Below are 18,974 nucleotides of genomic sequence, written 5' to 3' on the forward strand. Positions count from 1 at the left end.
CATATCATTTTGGCAATAGTAAATACTTAAAAGCATTTTGTATCCGCATTATTCAGTACATAAAGCTCGAAAAAGTAAGATAGTTTTCCAGCATCCATGTAGTTGATTAGCAGGTAAATCTTGAGTTACAGTGAATAATCCATTAACGCGCCTACTCGCAAAACGTAACCAAGTAAGGAAAAGTTTGTCCAGTAGAATATTTAGGGAGCGGCTTGTCCTGCGTGGATCGTTTGGTCTTATAGCAAGTTTGAGAGCAATTTCTAAGACATTGGCATAAATCCCATCATCTACCTGTTCTATCTTTTCTTGAATATTAATTAAACTGGCTATCTGAATTAAGTCTTGTTCTAATCGTGAGCATAAACTTTTGTTTCCAGTATTGACTGCATGATCTGACGCTACAATCAGGGCAAACATTGCAGTAGATGGTTCGTTCTTATAAATTTCAACTACATTGAGATTTGTCACTAGACTGTTAAGTTTATCTGTTAAATCTTTGTAGATTGGTAAGTCTAGAATTATTCCAATAATCAATAACCATTCATTTTTAGATAGAGGCTCACTAGAAAGAGTATCAATAGCATTTTCTACCAATGCTTTTAAATTATTAGATGCAACTTGATGTCCTAAGTCTGTTCCAAGTAAAGGAGTTAAGTAGTCGCTGCGTTCTCCGCCTAGTAGAGATCCCAAGTTATTTTGAGCCAGAGATGAGTCATCATGAAATAATTTTGTAGCAAGGTATTGCTGACCTTCAACAGTTTTAACAGCAAAGGCAGCTATCTTTGCTGGAACTTCTACTGCTTTGAGAAACTCTGAATCATGCTCTACTAAGATTGCTGCCAGTCCATGAACTACCAGATTCATCCTGCTAAGTCGCCGAGGGTGGAGAACATCATTCCAGAATTCTGGATTGCGATCAAGAATGTCGGCACTCATTGGGAGAAACCTAGTATTCCTTTCTAAGACTTGAGTCAACTCTTCTAATTGCATTGTGGGATGGTAGAGCAGATTATGCAGTTTACTTGCATGTGCCCAAATCATTGCTAGTTGAATAGACGATACCCATTCTCTCGTCTCACTCCAGTAACTAAACTCACTACCCAAGAGATTAAGAATCGCTTTAAATAATCGGAAGTGAATTTCACCCAGTTCATCAAAAAGTTCGTCAAGGATATTTTGAACTAAGCCAGCTGAGTCGGGACAAAGCAGTGCTAAATCAATCAGATGTAGTTTGCATACCGGAGATGCTAGTTGAGGTACAAGCCTATGTAGCAAAGCTTGTCTCTCGGTTGATGGTAACTGGCTAAATGCTTCTCTTACTTGCATAGGAAGTTTCACCGGAAGACAAGCAAGACGTTCTAGGCAAATCTCAAGTCCTTCGGTAAGCAATAAGGATTCTGCTGCCCTGTTTAATTTTTCATGAAAGTTCAAATTTTCTGCTGCACATAGTTCAAGATGAAAATGTCGTAGCAGACCAGCACCTGATGAAGGGATTAACTCATCAATTCTAAAGGTATGAGCGTGACGTAATTTCTGCTCAAATGATAAGTAAAAAACTGCTGCTGATTGATTACGCCATACATTTGCTTGGTCAATACGTCTGCGGAGGTCTGTGGTGGATAGAATTTCGCCAATCACCTTTTCAAACCTAGAATTATCACAGTCAAACCAGAAATGATGCGATCGCAAAACTTGTTCGCGTACATTAGGATTATCTGATGCCAGAAGCATTACATCGTCTTGCCACACATAAATTATTGAGTCTGCTTCATTGATAAAGCGGAGTTGAATGGAAGAATTACTCTGAACTGCCTGAATTTTAAAAGCTGTTTGTGGCTGTAATGCTGTAATTATAGTATCTTGGTCATTAATCGCTGTTGCGATCGCTGGTAAAAATTCTAATACCGGAAATACGAGAGAACTGGGCGAACCTGGCAATGTGAGATTGATAGATTCAACCATTTGAATCTGAAGATAAGCCATCAATTCAGGATCGGTATTGAGTTCATCCTTTAGGATTTCTGGAAGCTCCCGGTAAAACTGCTGCAACATTATTTGGTTCAAGTCTTGCAGTGATTCATCACCTTCTTGCTCTCGCCCCAGATAAAGAATAATGTTCTTGATTAATTGCGCCACAGAAATACTTAACTCTGGGTTGGCTTTAAAACGTCTGTCTATTATTCGTAGCTCAAGCCACTCAAAATATTTCTGCCAACGATTGGGAGTCTCATTGATAGCGTTAATTTCGATTTCCCAAAATTTAAGACCTTGAAAATACAAAGTGCTAATGTCTTGGCTGATAAAATCAAGCCCATCACTATTTAGATCAATATTGGGCAATAAATGTCGAACACCAAAAATACCAGTATATAAATTTTCTAAAATCCAATCAGAGTAAGCAATGGCTATTTCTTCTGAAAAATTGGTATCTACCCAAATTTCGCCGATTGAATCTTGTGTTGCGCGTAAGCACTCAAAGATAAACATCATTTCACCGTCAGGGCTAGGTGAGCCTTCAGGTAGCGGAGGACGCTGAAGTCTATGCAAATCTAATAAACAAGAGGCGACGTAGCGACGAATGACTGTTAGTTCTTCCGTTTCCCGAATTCTTCCATTCTCTATTTGTGCTTGCTTCAAATGATAAATAATTTCTTTACTGTTGATGGGAATGTACCGAATGTTACTAGTGCGGAGTTGTAAAATTTTCTTGTAGTAACTTGTTTCATTTAGATCCCCTTTTACCCGTAATGCCTCCAAAATATCTAACACACCAATGATTGGCACAATGTTATCTCGATTCGGGTATTTGCTGAAGAAGCGATCGTCAATCCAAATAACATCTCCTGGCTGAGGCGTATATCTAAATAAGTCGTATACTGTTAATCCATTCTCTTTCCATGAATGCAGCAACTCAAGCTCTTGTTCGGAGTCAGGATTTGCAACTGCGATCGCTTCATATTTTCCTTGCTCTAATCCAGTTGAAACACGCTGAATAAGCCCTCTCTGCCATCTTATAACTTCAGATGAATGCTCATAGGCATTGATTGCTGCCTGTCCTTCACGAATACAGTCATGTGTTACAAAAACTCGAAAATGGCGACAGACTCTTGCCAGTAAATCTGACCCAGCCAAGAGATTAGCTAACTCAGAGTTAACAAATATCAAGTCATTCCGTGCTGGTAACTTTGGTGGCAAATCTTGATACCTTTGATCCCCAAGATCATTCAATGCCGTTTCATATGAGTTACTGGATAAAATGCCTTCTTGTTTCAACACTTCGACCAACGCACGACAGTTGATCATTCGTTGCTGATCTGCTTCATCAAGCGTAACGGGCTGTTTTACATCGTTGTTATCTAGTCGTGCTAACGGCAAGAACTCAACCACAAAACCGTTTTCTGCACGAGCTTGCTCCAGCAAAATAGTTGATTGTTCACCCAATTGTTCGATTAATTCATTAAATTCTGGTGTTGGAGACTGAGATAGTTCTCGTAATTGTCCTGATTGATACAGTCGTATGATTTCGCGGTGATTTGCTAGCCGAGAAGGTTGATGCTGTAGGAAGTACTCACACTCTTGCAAAAGAGCAATTGGTAGTGTTGCAGAAATCCGAATTGGACTAAATCGTCGTTCCACTACATCCAAAATACCAAGGTGAGCAGCTAGCAAAAAGGCTGATATGTCTAGGTGCAGTCGCCATTGATTGCTGGAGTCTGCAAATTCTTCTGGAAAGGGACGGACCCCATAGCGTATCAATACTGCTGGCTGAATATGGGGATTAGGTTTGTTAGCATTTTCATTGAGAAGAACTCGGAAAATGCTAGTGAGTGCCAATCTACGCGCTTGGGCAATTAAATGGATCGGAGCTTCAGCATTGTCATATTTGCGATTCATTGAAGCCGCATTTTCTGCCCATTCTCTTTGTAGTTCAAGAAGTTCATGCACTTCTACAGCATGAAATGGGCCTTCTCCGCTTATAGCAAGAATCCTTGCCCGTTGTGCAAAAGGTTGGACTTCACGATCTAATCCCAAGTTGTATCCTAATGTAATCACTTCCCCTAAAATTTCGGGTTCAATTGTTGCAGTAATTGCCTGCTGCCATAACTGACGTGACAATTCAGGATCTTCTGATAATAACCACCTTGCTACCTGCAACAGGGCATTTGGGTGAACATTTTCATGCCTTAATAGTCGGGAAGCTGTAATCGCTACTCCTCGAAGATTTCCTTGATCTCGCTGAAGTCCTATCAAGGTTACTAAGTTTTCAACCGTCTCTTGCGATCGCACTAAATCCTCTGCCTCAGCGACAGCTTGTGAAATCAACCCTAGTTTGGCTTGACAATAGGCTCTGAAGCGACGCAAATATGGAGGTAAGTTCCCACCAGGGAAAAGCCGTTGATGCTTATTCAAAAGTTGAAAGCATTGCTCATAGCGACCAGCCTGTGAAGCAGATTGTGCTGCCAGATCCAGAGCATCTGCTGTTCCTACTGTGTTTACTAAATCATCTGCCTTATCGGCTACATAAGCCCAGTTTTGTAAACTAGCTTGCAACTGACAAGATTCCCATAAATATTGACCATTACGGCTTTCCTGCCAGCTTTTATCTAGATATTCAGCAAATTCCTGCCATTCACCGCTCATCCGCGCTTTTTCTCTACGGATACCTTCTTGAATACTGCGACGAAAACTGAGATTGCTACAGCTTTCGGCTTCTTGAAACGCAGTATCAAACTCTCCGTTTATTGCTAAAGCTTGAATATGCCAAAAAAGCCATAATTCTTGGTTTCCAGTTTGCTCAAATTTCTCTCTGTTACGATTTAGTAACTCTAAGGCTTGCTTAGTAATCCCAAAATAAATATATATTCCAAACAGAGCCGCAATACGCTCAATATCGTTGCCTGACTTTTCCACAAATACTTCCAATACTTGCTGACTGGCAACTAAATCAATTTCATAATTGCGAACAGTTCCCCAAACAATTGCTTGTGGATTAGTTGGGTCTTCAGCAAGAAGGGTACGGCATAAGTCTTGAGCTTCTGACTGACGGTCTGGGTCGTTAGCTAAACAAGCTAAATACCACACTTGCCAATACTGGCGTTCTTTCTCTCCTCGCTCAGTTTGAGATGCCAAGTGGTTAAACTTATCTGCTGCCATGCGTAGACGTTTTAAACTTTCGTCGTCTCGCTTAATTAATGACCAGTCAACAGGCTGAGGGTAGTTGATTAAACGCTTAGGGACAGCAGGTGAGAGTACACTGTAGTAATTGATCGTAGCCTCAGATATCTGAATCTTTTCCCAATTTGGTTTTTCATAACAAGCTTGCTGAATCTTTACTTGAGCAGCAGTAATATCCCCTATGTCTAAAAATGCTAAAGCGTGTATGCGGTTAGTTTCTGCATCCGGTTCCAAAGCAGGAGGAAGGTTTTCCAGCATTGTAATAACCTCATCTGTGCGTTGTATTTCTAGCAACAACCCAAGTTTGAGATTAAAAATATCTATACTGGACGTGCTATCAATCTGCTTCAATGCAGCTTCTGCATCCTCTGTGTGATAAATAATCAAACTTTGTAGAAGAGAATTATCTGCTTCTGGATCAATGTTGCGTGCCTCTACCGCTAATGTTTTAGCTTTCTCAATATTCTGCTCTACACTAAGAAAATACCCTGACATGGACTGTAAAATCTGCGCCTGCAAGGGTTTATCGAATACATCCCAGCTTTCATCGCCTCGAAGGGCTTCAAGGCAAGTGTAAGCTTGTTGTAAGCGTCCTTGCCGATAAAGTTCCCGGTACTCTTCTAGTTGTTTGGCTTTTGTCTTAGATAATTCAGAAGATAAACGTTCAAGTTTTGAACTAATAACCCCAAACGTTAACTCTGTAGCTCTAGAGTTCTCAGCAAGTTGAGGGTATGGTCGAGGTGCACGACCACAAATTTTTTCTACCCATTCCTGCGATCGCAGGTAACGAAGAACAATTTCAGGGTGAGGTGCTAACTTTTGGCGTATTGTGCTTGCTGACCAAACCTCGTACTGAATGTTAAAACAGGCAAAGCGCTGCTTTTCAATCTCAATTTGTTTTTGTCGCTGAGTTTGACTGAGATCGCAGCCAACAAATAGAATAAATCGCCGAACCTTTTTGTTTAGCCAGTAGTCGATGTATTGAAAAAATTCATCTGACGCATCAATAATCTTCCGAGGTGGAAAATCTTTATAACATTTACACTGTCCCACTTCAGTGTAAATTCCATCATCACAATGTGCTAAAAGGTCAATTCCATCTTGCTGTTGTCCTCGTGTGCCATAAACATCACAAGTAGCGATTCTAGGTTGTTCTGAGAGCAGATCACAGCACAAGTCCTGAAAGGTGTACTCATCAAGCTCATAAAAGTTGGGAGGCAAGTTTGGATTAACTCTAGGAAATACCATTACTACTTCTACTATTTAAAATTTATTGAATAAACTTAGAACATTTAACAGAGGGTAGTGTAACAATCAATACTCGTTATCCTGTGACAGCATAATTATTGCTGACTATCAGTTGTTGCTAATTAGGCATTCTCCTGCTACCTTCGCAACTCATTTCTGACTAAGAAACTACATATTAATTCCTTTTTTTCGACATTTGCACCTGATAAATGTTAAAAATAAATAACAAAAATACTTTGTTTTCCGCCAACTATCTGTCGCTATTTGTCATGTAATCCAGAAACATAACAGTCTACTAGTAAGTAACCATATTAAGATTTCCTACAGATATTACCGAGCAGACGAGTCGAACCGCTTGCCTACTAGCGTTATTCTTCCATTGAAGGGGACGGAGATTTGATAATACATCACTACCACCCAAAGCAACAGGTGTTATATGGTCTACTTCCCAGCCATAAGGGGAGTTTCTATTGCCATATTCGTATCTATTAATCCAAGCACCGCATTGGTCTTTACGCCAAACACGAGGGTCGTAATGAGGCACAACCATAGCTTGGCACCAGACAATCTCAACAGTATTTGTAGTAATGGCCATAACTGTTTATTTGTCAAAAATTTAACTCAGTCTAACACAATATAACATTTAAACATCATAAATCGTCAAATTGCAAATGGAAAATGTTAACTCAATTCGTATTTATAGAGAGCAAACAGGATTTTCCCAGGAACAACTGGGAGAACAGATAGGCGTAACTCGGCAAACAATCGCAGCATGGGAACGAGGCGAACGCGAACCATCACTGCTACAAATTTCTAAAATTGCTAGAGTCTTAGGAGTATCGCTAGAACTTCTACTTGATCAACCAACAGACTCTCTAAAGGGGATTGGGCAACTAGAAGTTAACTTGCTTTTCCGATCTGATGAACCATCTGCGCTTACCCCCTATGTGCGAGACCATTTAACCCAAAAAGCTGTTGACTATGCTGAAGTAGAAGCGTTGCTAGGAGAGGTTCCTGCAATACCTGCACTCCGTCCCCTAGAAGGTTATGACGAAATACTTGTAGAAGAGTTAGCAACAGAGGTAAGAGACTGGTTAGGAGTAGGAGAATTAACACCTATTGGTGACGTATTAGCTTTATTAGAATCAAAAGGTCTTAAAGTTATCCCATACTTGCTACCAGCAAAAGTTTCTGGTTTCTCCGCCTATACTGAGGCTTGGGGTGCGGTAATTTTTGTCAATGAAGATCATCCCACAGAAAGAAAATTTTTTACTGCCCTTCATGAAGTGGCACACTTAATTTTTCATCGTCGTGAATACAAAGTACCCCAAACCCGTTCTCGTCCAACTGAACCACGAGAAAAAGCTGCTAATCATTTAGCAGGTGCAGTACTGATGCCTAGAGGTGCTGTCTTACGAGAGCTTCATGCCTACCGTAATCGCTGGCTTCCTGAACCGCTCTTAAAAGATATCAAGCGACGTTACGGCATCAGTCTTCGCACAATATTGTATCGAGCAGAACAAGCTGAATTAATTACAAAGCAGCAAAAGGGTCAACAGTTAGGCGTACTCAACAAGAAATATGGTCCAGAAGATGAGCCAGAGAAACTACCATTACCAGAAAGGCTGAATCGTTTGGAACGCTTGGTTTATACGGCATTAATAGAAAAGAAACTTACTGTATCTCGATCTGCCGAAATTTTAGGAGAACATGTTTTAACTGTACGGGAAAAACTCTCTGAATGGTTAAAACAAGGTGAGGAGGATACAATGTGATTGTTCTATTAGATACTATTGCTCTGATTGAGTTACAACAAGCTTATCGCCACTCAGCATTTATCCAACTAACTTCTGTTGAAGTTCTTGATGTAGTGATTTCGGAGTTTCAGCATCCAAATTATACCGATTTTATAAAAATAATCAATAACTTTGGATTTCAAACTATTCAAACTGAATCTACTTGGTTTAATGCTGCTCGAAAATATCGTGACGGCACACTCAGCGTTCAAGATGCTCTAAACCTCCACTACGCCAAAACCTTCGAGAGAATCTTGGTTACTGATGAAAAGCCATTACAGATCAAATGTCAGCAAGAAAAAATTAGTAATCAACAAATATCATGGTTAATTAAACAATTAACTCGTTAGTTAAATATCAATAGGATAATATAACATGACTGTAATTGGCATTTTGACCTATAAAATTCCAGTTTTAGTTTAGTGTTACTGGGTATTTGTAATTATTCATTCAGTAACAATTCTAGGTACACCTCCAGTCTTTGCATCTTTAATAAAGATTACAACAGTTTTTAGCCTGCCAGATATGGCAGGCTATAGTAGATTTAAGTGATAGCTGATTTAACTAGCAACTGACGCTATTTCCGGTGAGAATAATTTGTGATTTTCAATGGCATATTTATAGCTAAACAATCCATTGTTTTACAAGAAAAATTTTTATTCACTACCCGATATCTTGAGTACTGTGATAACACATGGTGGTTGAATATTGTTATTGCGAATGAATTTCCTTGCAGTTGTGCAGGTTTTTTCTTGATGGTTATGTTGATAGCAAATCAAGCTTGTAACCTTTGATAGCAAAACTTTTCCGCGTAATCTGCGTCTTAAATTGTATCTACCTAGTTTTTGTGGAATTCGTTTTGACATTTTGCACTCTCCTTAATAATTGTGCGTGGTTTTTATATCGTTTGAGTTGAATTTCAAGCTGACGGGCTTCTTGTTTACTTGAAGTCTTCCACACGTGGACAATTTTGAATTCGATGCCGCGTTTTATCGCAGCACGAGTAAATGCTGCTCCAGATACTTGTAGATGCTGCTGAAATCTTTTCTTGAGGTTCGCGCATGAACCTAAGTAATAACGAGCTTGATGTTTCTCATTTCCAAGTGGACGAGATAGCTCAATCATGTAGCAGCAAGGAATTGAGGGTATTTTTCCTGACAATTCCATTTATGCTTTTTTTAGGATTATTTTGAAACCTGAGGCGTTAGCTGATTGTGGTGGTTTACGTAGTTACGCAGTTGAGTTTTTCTTGTTCTTGTACCCAACTAATTACATTTGATTTACTAATGCTTACAGGCTTATCTTCACCTGCAATAAATACTTGAAGCCAGCCATTTTCCAACTCATAGTAGTCAATAATTAAACCTGCTTCTCTGGCTGTTGTTAGAGCTAATACTTCCTGGGACTGCTCTTTTTCTTGGGATTTGATTTTGGCGTGATAATCTGCGATCGCTTCACGGAGAATTTGTTGGGGAAGTAGCCCATATCCATCAATTAATTCCTGTCTGAGTACCCTTGTTTGGTGGTCTTCTTGCCCAGAGTGACGCACACAATTCGCGGTTAAAATAATCATTTATTATCTCGTCAGACCTACAGACAAGTAACAAANTTTTGCTTTCTTTTAGCCAGACGTGGAGGCGATCGCTCTTTGCTGATTTTACTTAACCCGCTTAAAGACAGCATTTCATTGACAAAAACCGATATATTCTTAAAATTGCAAGAAATTGGTAAAAATAGGCAGTTTTGCCAATTTTGGCAATTAATCTGATAACTGGTATTACATTCTAGATGTTCTCTAACTTGCATTCCCACAGCATATGCAAGCAATGGGGGTACCGAATTTCCGATTTCTCTTTGGGCGTGGAGTATTGCCTCACTAAAATTAAACCAATCAGGATAACTGTGTAAGCGAGCAGCTTCTCTAACTGAGATAACTCGTGGCTGTTCTGGATGAAGGGGACGTAATGCGGTGCGGTTGCCACTCCCCGCTCTTAACGTCACGCAGAATCCATCCCATTGCAGCTTTTTTGATTTAGATTTAGCTTCTCTCGCACCTGGGGGAGTGTTGATGAATTGCTGAATTACTTCTGGTGTATGTGTTGTCGCTGTGAATCCCGTTCTAATGTTAGTTACTATACCAAGATTTGGGAATATTTTTTCAAGATACTTAGCATATTCTCCCTTCACCCAATCTGGATGCCATTCTTGAGTGTTTTGCTTGGGGAGTAGGGGGACTGGCAACAAGTCCGCGATCGCATCTCTAACTGTATGTTGAGGTTGATGCTTTGGCGGTATAATTTCTCCAAACTTAGATGCAACAAAAAACACCCTTTTTCTAGCTTGCGGAACCCCGTAATCTGAAGCGTTCAGGTTCCATTTGCTAAGGAAATAATGTTCTTCTAGCACTGCTTGGAGGTTAGCAGTAATGCAGCCAAACTTCTGATTTTCAATCCCCGGCACATTCTCCATGATTGCAGCTAGAGGATTGAGTTCCAACACTAGCCGAACAAACTCCCCTACCAACGAGTTTCTCTCATCCTCAACATTTTGCAGTCCGGCAACACTAAATCCTTGGCATGGTGGGCCACCAAAAACGGCATGAATTTCCCCGTCCCAATTGATGTACTTCGCCTGAATATGGGCGCGTATTTCTTCCCCTGTCACTTCCCGAATGTTTTTGCACAAGACTGTGGCATGCGGGAAATTATGTTGGTATGTTGCTAAGGCGATGGGATTGTTATCAATAGCGATCGCGATTTCAAATCCTGCTGCTTTAAATCCCAAGTCAAATCCACCCACCCCGGAGAATAGGCTAACAGCTATTTTTTTGTTTGCTGCTGTTGAGTTCATTGAGATTCTAATTAATGTTAATTTTTTGCACTTGGCTTTTAACACATGTCAATTACAATCGGAGTTATGCCTGACTTTCAAATCTGCCAGCCATCTGTCTAACCGACTATTACTAACTGTTTCTTCTATTAGTGGGTAATCTGTAGTAAAGACTTTATATACTCCTCCTGACTCCATCTCATAAAAGTTGACAATCAACCCTTCACGCTTGGCATTACTAAGCTTTTTGATTGCTTCTGGAAGCATCTGCCATACAAATTTCCTTTCCGAATCCGAGAGGATCTTCCAAGCTTCTTCTTTAGCTTGTTGATATTGCCATAGCCCCCAGCGCACTGAGGAATAATCTGAAGCTTTCCGCAATATGTCTGCGAGGACTTCTGCATCAGTTGCTGGGACTTCATTTGTACCGAACATCCCAGCCAATGTACTTTCTACTGCCTGAATCTCATCTTCTTCAAAGTCAATGTTTGACTCTTCAGGTTCTTCCAGGTATTCTTCGCAGTCATATTCTTCTGTATCCCTTTGCCACAAGGTTTCAAGTTCTCGCTGCATTACCTCAAGGTTTGTTGGGTTGACGATATTTTCATCGTTGACAGCAATCAATTCTTCTATGGTGTCAGTGAGTTGTTCACAAGGGATTAGTTCTTCAAAAGAGCCGATTTCATTCTTGGCTATCTCAGCTTGATGCTTTTCATATAAATCAGCGATCGCCTTTCTGACAATTCGCTGCGGTGACAATCCCAATTCCTCTATTAACTTCTCGGTAAACACTCCTGTTTGGTGGTCATCCTCCATAATTTTGCCGAAGGTATAGTATCTATTTCCATCTGGTGTTGCTCGCCAGTTGCCATCTTTTCTTTCTTGATTCATGGCTTTGAGAAACAATCTTCTTTTCTCAATCAGTTTTAACACTAATCCACAAGTCAATCCACCAATAGAAATATCTTTCAATTCATCAATTAGGATTTTGTAGTTCACAGAACATAACCGAAGTAGTAGCGATATTGGTAAAACCGCCAAGTGTTCCGGGCAACTGATAAATGCTTGAAAATTCTCGGCAATTCGGAGCGATCGCCTTTCCTCACCACTGCCCTTATCCCAACCGTACTCTTCTAACAGTGCGCGATATTCTTTTTTGGTGTAAGTCTGCTTGTACTCGTAGAGTAAGAAAGCCATATGGAGGTACTCTAGGGTACTTTGCTCTATGTGGGTGGTAGGATTGGAGTCTACCTGATGCTGCTCGATGTATGAATTATTTGCAAAAGTTGTTGTAGTCATGATGTTGTTCATGCACTAATATGCGCGGTCTTATCTTTAAGACCAAGTTTGCTAATTCGACTAGTTAAATAAGTCAAGCTGCTTTCTGCAAGTTTTTTGATGATGATTTGGAGATAGCAGCCAAGGCGTAGCCCAAGGTGTGTTTATGAATTTTGGGCATTTTGTGAAACGACATATCCTGACCCCAATCTTGGACTGACTTGGTGCCAATATGTAATACTTGCGTGAGAGTTTTGACACACGTTGCGCGAAAATTGGCGTGAGAGACAGTTTGTAGTACTTGTTGTTCAGTTAACCCTTGAAGGAGTATTTTTTCTAGAAATGTTTGAGCATTTACTTCCGGTGCGTTGTATTCTCCTCTCAAGATGCTCTTTAGCTGCTTTGGCACGATTTCGGCAGCGTGAATGTAAGCAAGTGAAACTTTGGAGTAGTTGGGTATCCCATCAAAGTTGAGATCACTTCCCCACTTGCGAACTGTTGGTCTTTGTACACCTAAGACTGCACATAGTACAGTGATACATTTTTTGCGGTATTGTGAGTCGGTTTCTTCTTCGAGCAGTTCTCTGGGAGTGAGTTCAGCGATATCAAAACAGTGGCGTAGAAATTGTCTGGGTTTTAGTCCTTGTTTTGGTAGTACTTCTAGTATTTTGTAGTTCTTTGGCATCTTTATTAGCTCTTGCACGATTTTTACCGAGTTAGCTCGATTTATCTCAAGCCCTTCTTTTGTGCTTTTTAGGTAAAGTTTACCGATTTGCCGAGTTAGTGATGCATTAAATTAATATTATTTAACATTTAGTGATGTACTAATTAGATTTAGTGCATCACTAAAATTACAAGGTTTATTGATGGTGAGGTGTTTATTTGTTCTAGCGATATAGGTTTTGATATAAAACTTAAGGTTTGTAACTAAAACCCCTGTTGTTTCTATAAACTGAAGAGAAACCTCGATAAACCAAGTTCAAAAAACGTGTGTCAAATCAGCGCGAACGCTTTTCTGGAGGGGATACTGACCGAGTATCTTTTACCCTTGCGCCCGGTGTGCGGCAAAAGGTAGATGATTTACTGCCGATATTGGGTGGCACTTTGGCGAAAGCTTTAAGGCGTTTAGTTGATTTGGGTTTAGATTTAGTTGACCTAGCTCAAAAAAGTGGTAAGTCGGTTCCTCAACCGGGTAGTTTGGAGCAGATGTTTTCTGGTTATACCTCTTTGGGCATAGAACTGATATTTGCGTGTGAATCCTTGGGTTTATCAGTACCAGAAGTGGGCCAGGTAGGGGTTTGGTTTGTAGATAATCTCTCCCTTGGCTTGGGTGATATTGAGGGTATCAAGAAAGACAATGATTTTCAGGCATCACGTATATTTCGCTTAAGTCGAGAAATTCAAAAGTTTTTTCAGCAGCAGCTTAATGTCTTATCGGAAGACGAGTATGCTGCATTTCTGAAAAATTTGCATAGGGAAGCTGTTATTGGACAAGAGTTTGTAGCTGCTTGCCAGACGCTGGGTTGGCAACTGCCAGAGACAGGAAAGCTACAAGAGTGGTTGCAGGATTTGGTGGTGCGTTCGCACAGCGTCTCCGCAGTAGAATCGCAATTATCAAACGAGTTATTAGAAGAATGCGATCGACTGGGGATAGAGCCGCCAAAACCTGGTGAGGTTGTAGCGTGGCTACAAAATACCCGCCCTGCGGTATTTGAGCAGTCAATGCACGAACATAGGTTACCTTTTACGGATGATGGTTTGCCTTTAGGGGGGTCGCAACCTTTTTTGGAGCATTTACTTACACTAAATGCACCGCCAACTGAAGATGAGGAGTATGACATTGCTCATAGGTTTGGTGTAGATCCAGCGCATCTTAAGGATTTGATATCCCGCATGAGGTTTGACAAAAACGGACAGACCAATAATTGTCATTAATAAGCTTGGGGCATAAATGCATGGATGCCATTGAAGATTCTTCTGCGTTATGGGCTTTACTATGCAAGCCTGGATGGGAAATTAAACCCAACCCAGTAAAGCATCTACTCAAAATTAAAGCTCCTGACTACCAGGAAGCATTAATGCTTTATACCAACTATCGAAAATTTCTAGCAATGTGGGCGGCATCCCTCGATTGTACCTGTGCTTTGATAGGAATTCAGGGGATGCGTGGGTCTGCATTCAAAATTATTGCAGCAACGCCAGCATCGCAGCAGAAGTTATACGAAGACTTGATTTTTGCGAGCTTACGAAAGTCGGTTAGTTGTGATTCAGAAAGACTAGTTGATCGGGAATTTGAGAATGATATCAGCAAGTATTCAGGGTTTTACATTGCCGAAACTTGTTTGCACCCTGAGCTTATACCAATTGTTGATGAAATATTTTCAAACCCAGACAAGAAACTTGCTTTAACGCGAATGTCTGACAATTTGCAATTAATCGTGTCCGCATCAGCAGCACGGGCGATGAGTTCTGACTCACAAGATGTGGTGCGTCGCCGAACGACTGATTTTTGGCACGCTAGAGACTACGAATGTTTTTTGCAGATGTTCAAGCAAGATGGGGGAGCGGGGTTTGAAATTACTTACCAAGCAACAACCAATCTCCCAAAAATTAATCCTTTGGCACCGTGGGCGCGGTTTACTACAAGCTATCGGTTTTTTGAAATTGATGTTGGCGATCGCACAGAAGTGTACCGTTTGGGCGAAGGTAAAGATATCACCCTAATCAGTCGTCCCAAGGTTGTTTCATAATATAGCGAGGTTTTATGGCAGTAAGATTCCTAGAAAACAAGGGCAGTGGCAATATTCTAGAGATTAGTCGAGCTAGACTTTTGGAGCTTACCCCCAATGTTTATCCCCTGACTTGGGAAGCGATTCTTTCAGGTAACGGTGATAGTGCAGCTATCTTGGGTGCAGGTTTTGCCGAACGTGAAGTTTTTTTTGGTTTTGAGGGAGTTGACTTGACGCGCTACCAACTTCCGACAATCGACTGTTACGACATTGCTACTGAGCCGCCAGAAAAGTTTTTAGCTTTACGCAGCCAATACCCAAACCTACAGTTAAATTATTTTTGCGATCGCAATCTAGCAGAACTAGAATTGACAAAACTTTACGCTCCAAATAGCCTGCGGCTAGTTTCGGTTCATGGAGTATTAGATTACTTACAACCACATACGGTTACAACAACATTACTTGATATCGTGAAGGTGCAGCCAGAAGCAATATCGATAAGGCTATTTTTAATGGGCAACCCGTGGTCGCGGAATTTTGCGAGTATAGAGCAACTAGCGATGGAATTAAATTCAATAGAAATTACTACAAGTGGCTTAATCGAGTCGATTGATTTTGATATATTTTGTCGTACAGGTGTTGTGCAATTAAATATTTTAGACCAGGATAAAATTGAACATAATTTGTTACCAAGTTACGGCGCATCTCATGTCATGCCTGATAAACTAGTTGGTTATTTCAATACTCAAGGATATCAGCTTGTTGCAACTGATGTGTACTCACTTTCAAGTCAAGATTTGCAAGGGGATGAATCGCAAAATCACAATAGTAATAAAGATGTATTTTTAGATAACCCACATGGAATGTTGTTATTTTTTCAACGATAGAATACTCATTTGAATCGAGTTAATCAACGAATCTGCGTTAGCGACGAAGCTCCTCCCTTTGAGAGGCTCGCATAAATTCCCGCCTTACGATTCAGATTTTCAAATCAGCACTCCATCACCAGAAGCTATATCTTTTAGATAGCAGAGGATTTAAATATATCTGCAAAATTTTTGTAAATAATTCTACTTGCAGTTAACAAAATTAGGACTAGCCCTTTCAAGGTGTGTTATTTTCCAGTTTTTTCTGGTTTAGAATCTTAAAAGTTGAGACATGAGGTCGATTCTTGAGATAAGTCCGCTTTGGTTGAGGTTTTTTAAGACCTCGCGGATGACGACGAAAAGCCCTCAGCTTGACATGGCCTGCCAGATGTTTGAGAAGTTGCGATAATTCTATGAAGGTGATGTTCTGAAAAACACACCATTTTTCAGGGGGAATCGCTATCAACATTGCATTTGCAACCTCAGACGGCAGATTTGTCAGAATTAAAATTTCTCTGTCCCCGTCACGATTAGGCTGCTTCAAACAGACCTTAATTCGTCGTGCTTTTAACAGTTGACCATCATCGGCACTCAAGACGATGTTTTGCTCAAATACAGTACCACTATCGCTTTGACCTACTAACCAGAAATCATCAGTTGCTTGCCAAGGCATACTTTGATGCTGTCGAATAATAAAGTAGCCTTTGTGAGCGGCAACACCGAATAAGAACTTGAGTGTGCAAAAATTACGATCTGCAATCCAAACATCATCTTCTTCAACAGTTGGTAGTACCTCATCAAATAAAGAACGCTCCTGAGCATGGCCGTTTTGCAAGCGATCGCCATCATTGAACTAGCGAAGAAAGGCTGGGTCGAATCTATACCGAATCAGACACGCGCATGGGCCGTACTTGTACATCAGCTACTAGCACTTACTCTCCAATTTGGTGGCATTAGCCCAGAACGCTGCTGGGGGCAACTCTCAGTAGTTCCTGATTTTTCAGGCATAACCCACTCAGAATTTGAAATACTGATCAAACACATGATTCAGACAGAAGTTCAATCAAGCATCCAATTAGAAACAGATCGGGCGCTGTGGTGGACTTTCGCAGGTGGACAAGTTAATCACACCCTTAAATACGGTCTGCAATTTCACCATGATTGGAAGATTATCTCTGACAACTTCAAGTTAAAAATTGAAGGCGATAGTGTTGGTTATGCAACTTTAAGTTTAGCGATCGCTCAGATGAGTACTCCTACCTTTTGGGAAGCTCCAGCTACCCAGCGCTTCATCCTTTCGCAATTACCAGAATATCGTCTAAGTAAGTTTCAGAGGGCGTTGCCAGAAGTGTATTCTCTAGAGATGGTTAGCAATTATTTGCTAGATATACCAGGAGTAATTAAATTTTTGAATTTAAATAAACTTGAATAATTTTATCTCAGTAACAAAGCCACTTTGAGCCAGATACCTTAGATGGAACTAAAATCAAGTCAAAGTTAAAAAGACTGTGGGTTGGGATCATCATCACCTACGCTTGTTATCAAAATTCCCTGTCTGCAAAAAATCCTTTCCAGTTTGATTTTGGGAATCAATGGTTCCTATGAAGCTAAAGAGTGCCCAAAACATCTGTGTAAAATATTGTGGCATCTGCACGAAAAAGAAATTTGTATCGAAAAAGATAAATTCCTCAGCAAGGGACTCGTATTTTCCATAGATTTGCTGTATCTTGTTTATTTCGTGCAATTATTAACACCCAATTTCTCACAACTTTGCTGTCATCCAGATTTTCAGCCAATGCCTTTGGGGAGCAGTGAATGAAAACTTTTAATAGAATAGACATGAAGATCATCAAAAAATCCGACAAGCTGACTCTGAAGAAAATGATGGAAATCCAACACGCTGAAGACCAAAATCTTCAAGCTGATACCGTCAATTCTTCAGCCCCTGTGGTTGATGAGCAACCAGCAGCAATTCCAGTGGCTAGAGTTCCTGACTATATTCCATTCTTTGACAATCCTCCAGTACAGTCTGTTGGCAACTCTGGCTGGCAGATTTCTGACATTTGGCGGGATATCCGGGTGGATGATTTTTGTGGGTGATACTCCTGATAAACATAGGCAAAAAATAATACGTTACTCTTGTAGTGTACGTACTGTCACAAACAGGAGTTGCTCTTTGGTAAAGAAGCCTACCAAATAATCAACGATAGCATTAAAGTTGAGTGCGTAGACGTTTAGGCGGCAAGGCGATAGACATTGCAATGGCTCAATGGGTAAACGAAAGAGAAAACATTACAATACATCCTTCCCTTGGATGGTAGAAGAAGAAAATCTGTTCATTGCAAAGACTGGTAACGAAATAGTTACAGATGCTGGATGGGAGAAAATTTCATTTGAAGAAGCGAGAAAACTATTTAGTCCCGAAACATTTCAAGAATGGTACGAACTGTTTCTAGAAAATACAGATATCTCGGAAATACTTTCAGAATCTAACGTAGATATAGATTTAGATGATGAATCAGCAATAGATAAATTTTTACAAAGGAGCAACTGGACACCAAAACAAGTCAATTTAGTTGTAGCGAAGGCTATCTATAAAAATCATGCCTGGGTGAGAGCATTGCTGATTTCTACACCTGATGTTGAAGAACCCTACTTTCAAAATTATGAAATGGAGGCAATTCGTTTAGGAGTCCAATTGCGGAAATACATCAAAGAAGATATTCCAGTAATTAATGACTGCAAGAATGCTGTCAGACATTTACATGGGAGATATGCCCTCATTGGCTGGCAACCAAGAAATTGTGTGACAGCAGCTCACAACCTAAAAATATCTCAAGCTACTAAGGTTTACAATGAACTTCTCTGGGATGAAGATTGGATAGATGAAGAAGACTGTTCAGGAGATTGACAGCTTTGATGATATCGTTGAAGTGACTTGGCTTTTGCTAGACAATGATTGCGTCTAGAAGCGATGCCTACGGCGGGCTACGCCTACGCACTTAGGTGCGGTTTGCTTAAGTAATCAACGATAATAAATGTACTCCCGGCTC

The 18,974-nt window shown here is 40.4% G+C and carries 17 protein-coding genes; 8 read left to right on the forward strand and 9 right to left on the reverse strand.

Features of this window, described 5'->3' with window-relative positions:
- Positions 1-48: 48 nt before the first annotated feature.
- Positions 49-6,423, reverse strand: a complete 6,375-nt coding sequence (locus QUD05_RS02195; RefSeq protein ID WP_289794572.1) for an HTH domain-containing protein — start codon at positions 6,421-6,423, stop codon at positions 49-51.
- Positions 6,424-6,718: 295 nt separating this feature from the next.
- Complete coding sequence (locus QUD05_RS02200; RefSeq protein WP_265277335.1) at positions 6,719-7,018, reverse strand: HNH endonuclease signature motif containing protein; 300 nt, start codon at positions 7,016-7,018, stop codon at positions 6,719-6,721.
- Positions 7,019-7,094: 76 nt separating this feature from the next.
- Between QUD05_RS02200 and QUD05_RS02205 the strand changes: the two genes are divergently transcribed.
- Together QUD05_RS02205 and QUD05_RS02210 are read left to right on the forward strand one after the other, a co-directional pair.
- A complete protein-coding gene (locus QUD05_RS02205; RefSeq protein ID WP_289794573.1) occupies positions 7,095-8,198 on the forward strand; it encodes an XRE family transcriptional regulator in 1,104 nt (367 codons plus the stop codon).
- Positions 8,195-8,569: a hypothetical protein gene (locus tag QUD05_RS02210; RefSeq protein ID WP_086834092.1), complete on the forward strand. Its 375-nt coding sequence runs from the start codon at positions 8,195-8,197 to the stop codon at positions 8,567-8,569. The genes QUD05_RS02205 and QUD05_RS02210 overlap by 4 nt, the downstream gene beginning before the upstream one ends.
- Before the next feature lie 306 nt (positions 8,570-8,875).
- On the opposite strand, the gene QUD05_RS33905 is transcribed toward QUD05_RS02210, so the two are convergent.
- The 6 genes from QUD05_RS33905 to QUD05_RS02235 form a co-directional block, all read right to left on the reverse strand.
- On the reverse strand, positions 8,876-9,085 hold the full coding sequence (locus QUD05_RS33905; RefSeq protein WP_354666108.1) for a DUF3155 domain-containing protein: 210 nt from the start codon (positions 9,083-9,085) through the stop codon (positions 8,876-8,878).
- Positions 9,054-9,386, reverse strand: a complete 333-nt coding sequence (locus tag QUD05_RS02215) for a GIY-YIG nuclease family protein (RefSeq protein ID WP_289794574.1) — start codon at positions 9,384-9,386, stop codon at positions 9,054-9,056. Before QUD05_RS02215 ends, QUD05_RS33905 begins: the two co-directional genes overlap by 32 nt.
- Positions 9,387-9,441: 55 nt before the next feature.
- Complete coding sequence (locus tag QUD05_RS02220; RefSeq protein WP_289794575.1) at positions 9,442-9,792, reverse strand: Alr2735 family protein; 351 nt, start codon at positions 9,790-9,792, stop codon at positions 9,442-9,444.
- Between the two features lie 17 nt (positions 9,793-9,809).
- Positions 9,810-11,069, reverse strand: a complete 1,260-nt coding sequence (locus QUD05_RS02225) for a DNA cytosine methyltransferase (RefSeq protein WP_289794576.1) — start codon at positions 11,067-11,069, stop codon at positions 9,810-9,812.
- Between the two features lie 48 nt (positions 11,070-11,117).
- Positions 11,118-12,347, reverse strand: coding sequence for an Alr2735 family protein (locus QUD05_RS02230; protein ID WP_289794577.1), 1,230 nt, complete (start codon positions 12,345-12,347; stop codon positions 11,118-11,120).
- Between the two features lie 73 nt (positions 12,348-12,420).
- A complete protein-coding gene (locus QUD05_RS02235) occupies positions 12,421-13,011 on the reverse strand; it encodes a hypothetical protein (protein WP_289794578.1) in 591 nt (196 codons plus the stop codon).
- Positions 13,012-13,316: 305 nt separating this feature from the next.
- On the opposite strand from QUD05_RS02235, the gene QUD05_RS02240 reads away from it, so the two are divergent.
- Genes QUD05_RS02240 through QUD05_RS02250 form a run of 3 tightly spaced genes read left to right on the forward strand, consistent with a single transcriptional unit; the run spans position 13,317 to position 15,942 of the window.
- Positions 13,317-14,261 (forward strand): glycolate oxidase subunit GlcE family protein, encoded by a 945-nt coding sequence (locus QUD05_RS02240; RefSeq protein ID WP_289794579.1) that lies wholly within the window; start codon positions 13,317-13,319, stop codon positions 14,259-14,261.
- A 20-nt stretch (positions 14,262-14,281) separates the two neighbouring features.
- Positions 14,282-15,076, forward strand: a complete 795-nt coding sequence (locus QUD05_RS02245) for a hypothetical protein (protein WP_289794580.1) — start codon at positions 14,282-14,284, stop codon at positions 15,074-15,076.
- A gap of 14 nt (positions 15,077-15,090) precedes the next feature.
- On the forward strand, positions 15,091-15,942 hold the full coding sequence (locus tag QUD05_RS02250) for a hypothetical protein (protein WP_289794581.1): 852 nt from the start codon (positions 15,091-15,093) through the stop codon (positions 15,940-15,942).
- 217 nt (positions 15,943-16,159) lie between these two features.
- On the opposite strand, the gene QUD05_RS02255 is transcribed toward QUD05_RS02250, so the two are convergent.
- Entirely contained in the window at positions 16,160-16,756 is a 597-nt protein-coding gene (locus tag QUD05_RS02255; protein WP_289794582.1) for a hypothetical protein, read from the reverse strand.
- Between QUD05_RS02255 and QUD05_RS02260 the strand changes: the two genes are divergently transcribed.
- The 3 genes from QUD05_RS02260 (at position 16,742) to QUD05_RS02270 (ending at position 18,832) form a co-directional block, all read left to right on the forward strand.
- The gene (locus QUD05_RS02260; protein WP_289794583.1) at positions 16,742-17,353 is read left to right on the forward strand and encodes a hypothetical protein; all 612 of its coding nucleotides are present in this window, start codon (positions 16,742-16,744) and stop codon (positions 17,351-17,353) included. The two genes, QUD05_RS02255 and QUD05_RS02260, sit on opposite strands and share 15 nt — an antisense overlap.
- A gap of 383 nt (positions 17,354-17,736) precedes the next feature.
- The gene (locus QUD05_RS02265; RefSeq protein WP_502911373.1) at positions 17,737-18,021 is read left to right on the forward strand and encodes a hypothetical protein; all 285 of its coding nucleotides are present in this window, start codon (positions 17,737-17,739) and stop codon (positions 18,019-18,021) included.
- Between the two features lie 169 nt (positions 18,022-18,190).
- Entirely contained in the window at positions 18,191-18,832 is a 642-nt protein-coding gene (locus QUD05_RS02270; protein ID WP_289794584.1) for a hypothetical protein, read from the forward strand.
- The last annotated feature ends 142 nt before the right edge of the window (positions 18,833-18,974 follow it).

This window comes from Nostoc sp. GT001, from assembly GCF_030382115.1.
In the GTDB taxonomy this organism is placed as follows: domain Bacteria; phylum Cyanobacteriota; class Cyanobacteriia; order Cyanobacteriales; family Nostocaceae; genus Nostoc.

Coding starts and splice junctions, on each gene's coding strand:
- QUD05_RS02195 (WP_289794572.1), bottom strand. CDS start 6,423: ATGGTATTTCCTAGAGTTAATCCAAACTTGCCTCCCAACTTTTATGAG.
- QUD05_RS02200 (WP_265277335.1), bottom strand. CDS start 7,018: ATGGCCATTACTACAAATACTGTTGAGATTGTCTGGTGCCAAGCTATG.
- QUD05_RS02205 (WP_289794573.1), top strand. CDS start 7,095: ATGGAAAATGTTAACTCAATTCGTATTTATAGAGAGCAAACAGGATTT.
- QUD05_RS33905 (WP_354666108.1), bottom strand. CDS start 9,085: ATGTCAAAACGAATTCCACAAAAACTAGGTAGATACAATTTAAGACGC.
- QUD05_RS02215 (WP_289794574.1), bottom strand. CDS start 9,386: ATGGAATTGTCAGGAAAAATACCCTCAATTCCTTGCTGCTACATGATT.
- QUD05_RS02220 (WP_289794575.1), bottom strand. CDS start 9,792: ATGATTATTTTAACCGCGAATTGTGTGCGTCACTCTGGGCAAGAAGAC.
- QUD05_RS02230 (WP_289794577.1), bottom strand. CDS start 12,347: ATGACTACAACAACTTTTGCAAATAATTCATACATCGAGCAGCATCAG.
- QUD05_RS02235 (WP_289794578.1), bottom strand. CDS start 13,011: ATGCCAAAGAACTACAAAATACTAGAAGTACTACCAAAACAAGGACTA.
- QUD05_RS02245 (WP_289794580.1), top strand. CDS start 14,282: ATGGATGCCATTGAAGATTCTTCTGCGTTATGGGCTTTACTATGCAAG.
- QUD05_RS02250 (WP_289794581.1), top strand. CDS start 15,091: ATGGCAGTAAGATTCCTAGAAAACAAGGGCAGTGGCAATATTCTAGAG.
- QUD05_RS02260 (WP_289794583.1), top strand. CDS start 16,742: ATGGCCGTTTTGCAAGCGATCGCCATCATTGAACTAGCGAAGAAAGGC.
- QUD05_RS02265 (WP_502911373.1), top strand. CDS start 17,737: ATGAAAACTTTTAATAGAATAGACATGAAGATCATCAAAAAATCCGAC.
- QUD05_RS02270 (WP_289794584.1), top strand. CDS start 18,191: ATGGGTAAACGAAAGAGAAAACATTACAATACATCCTTCCCTTGGATG.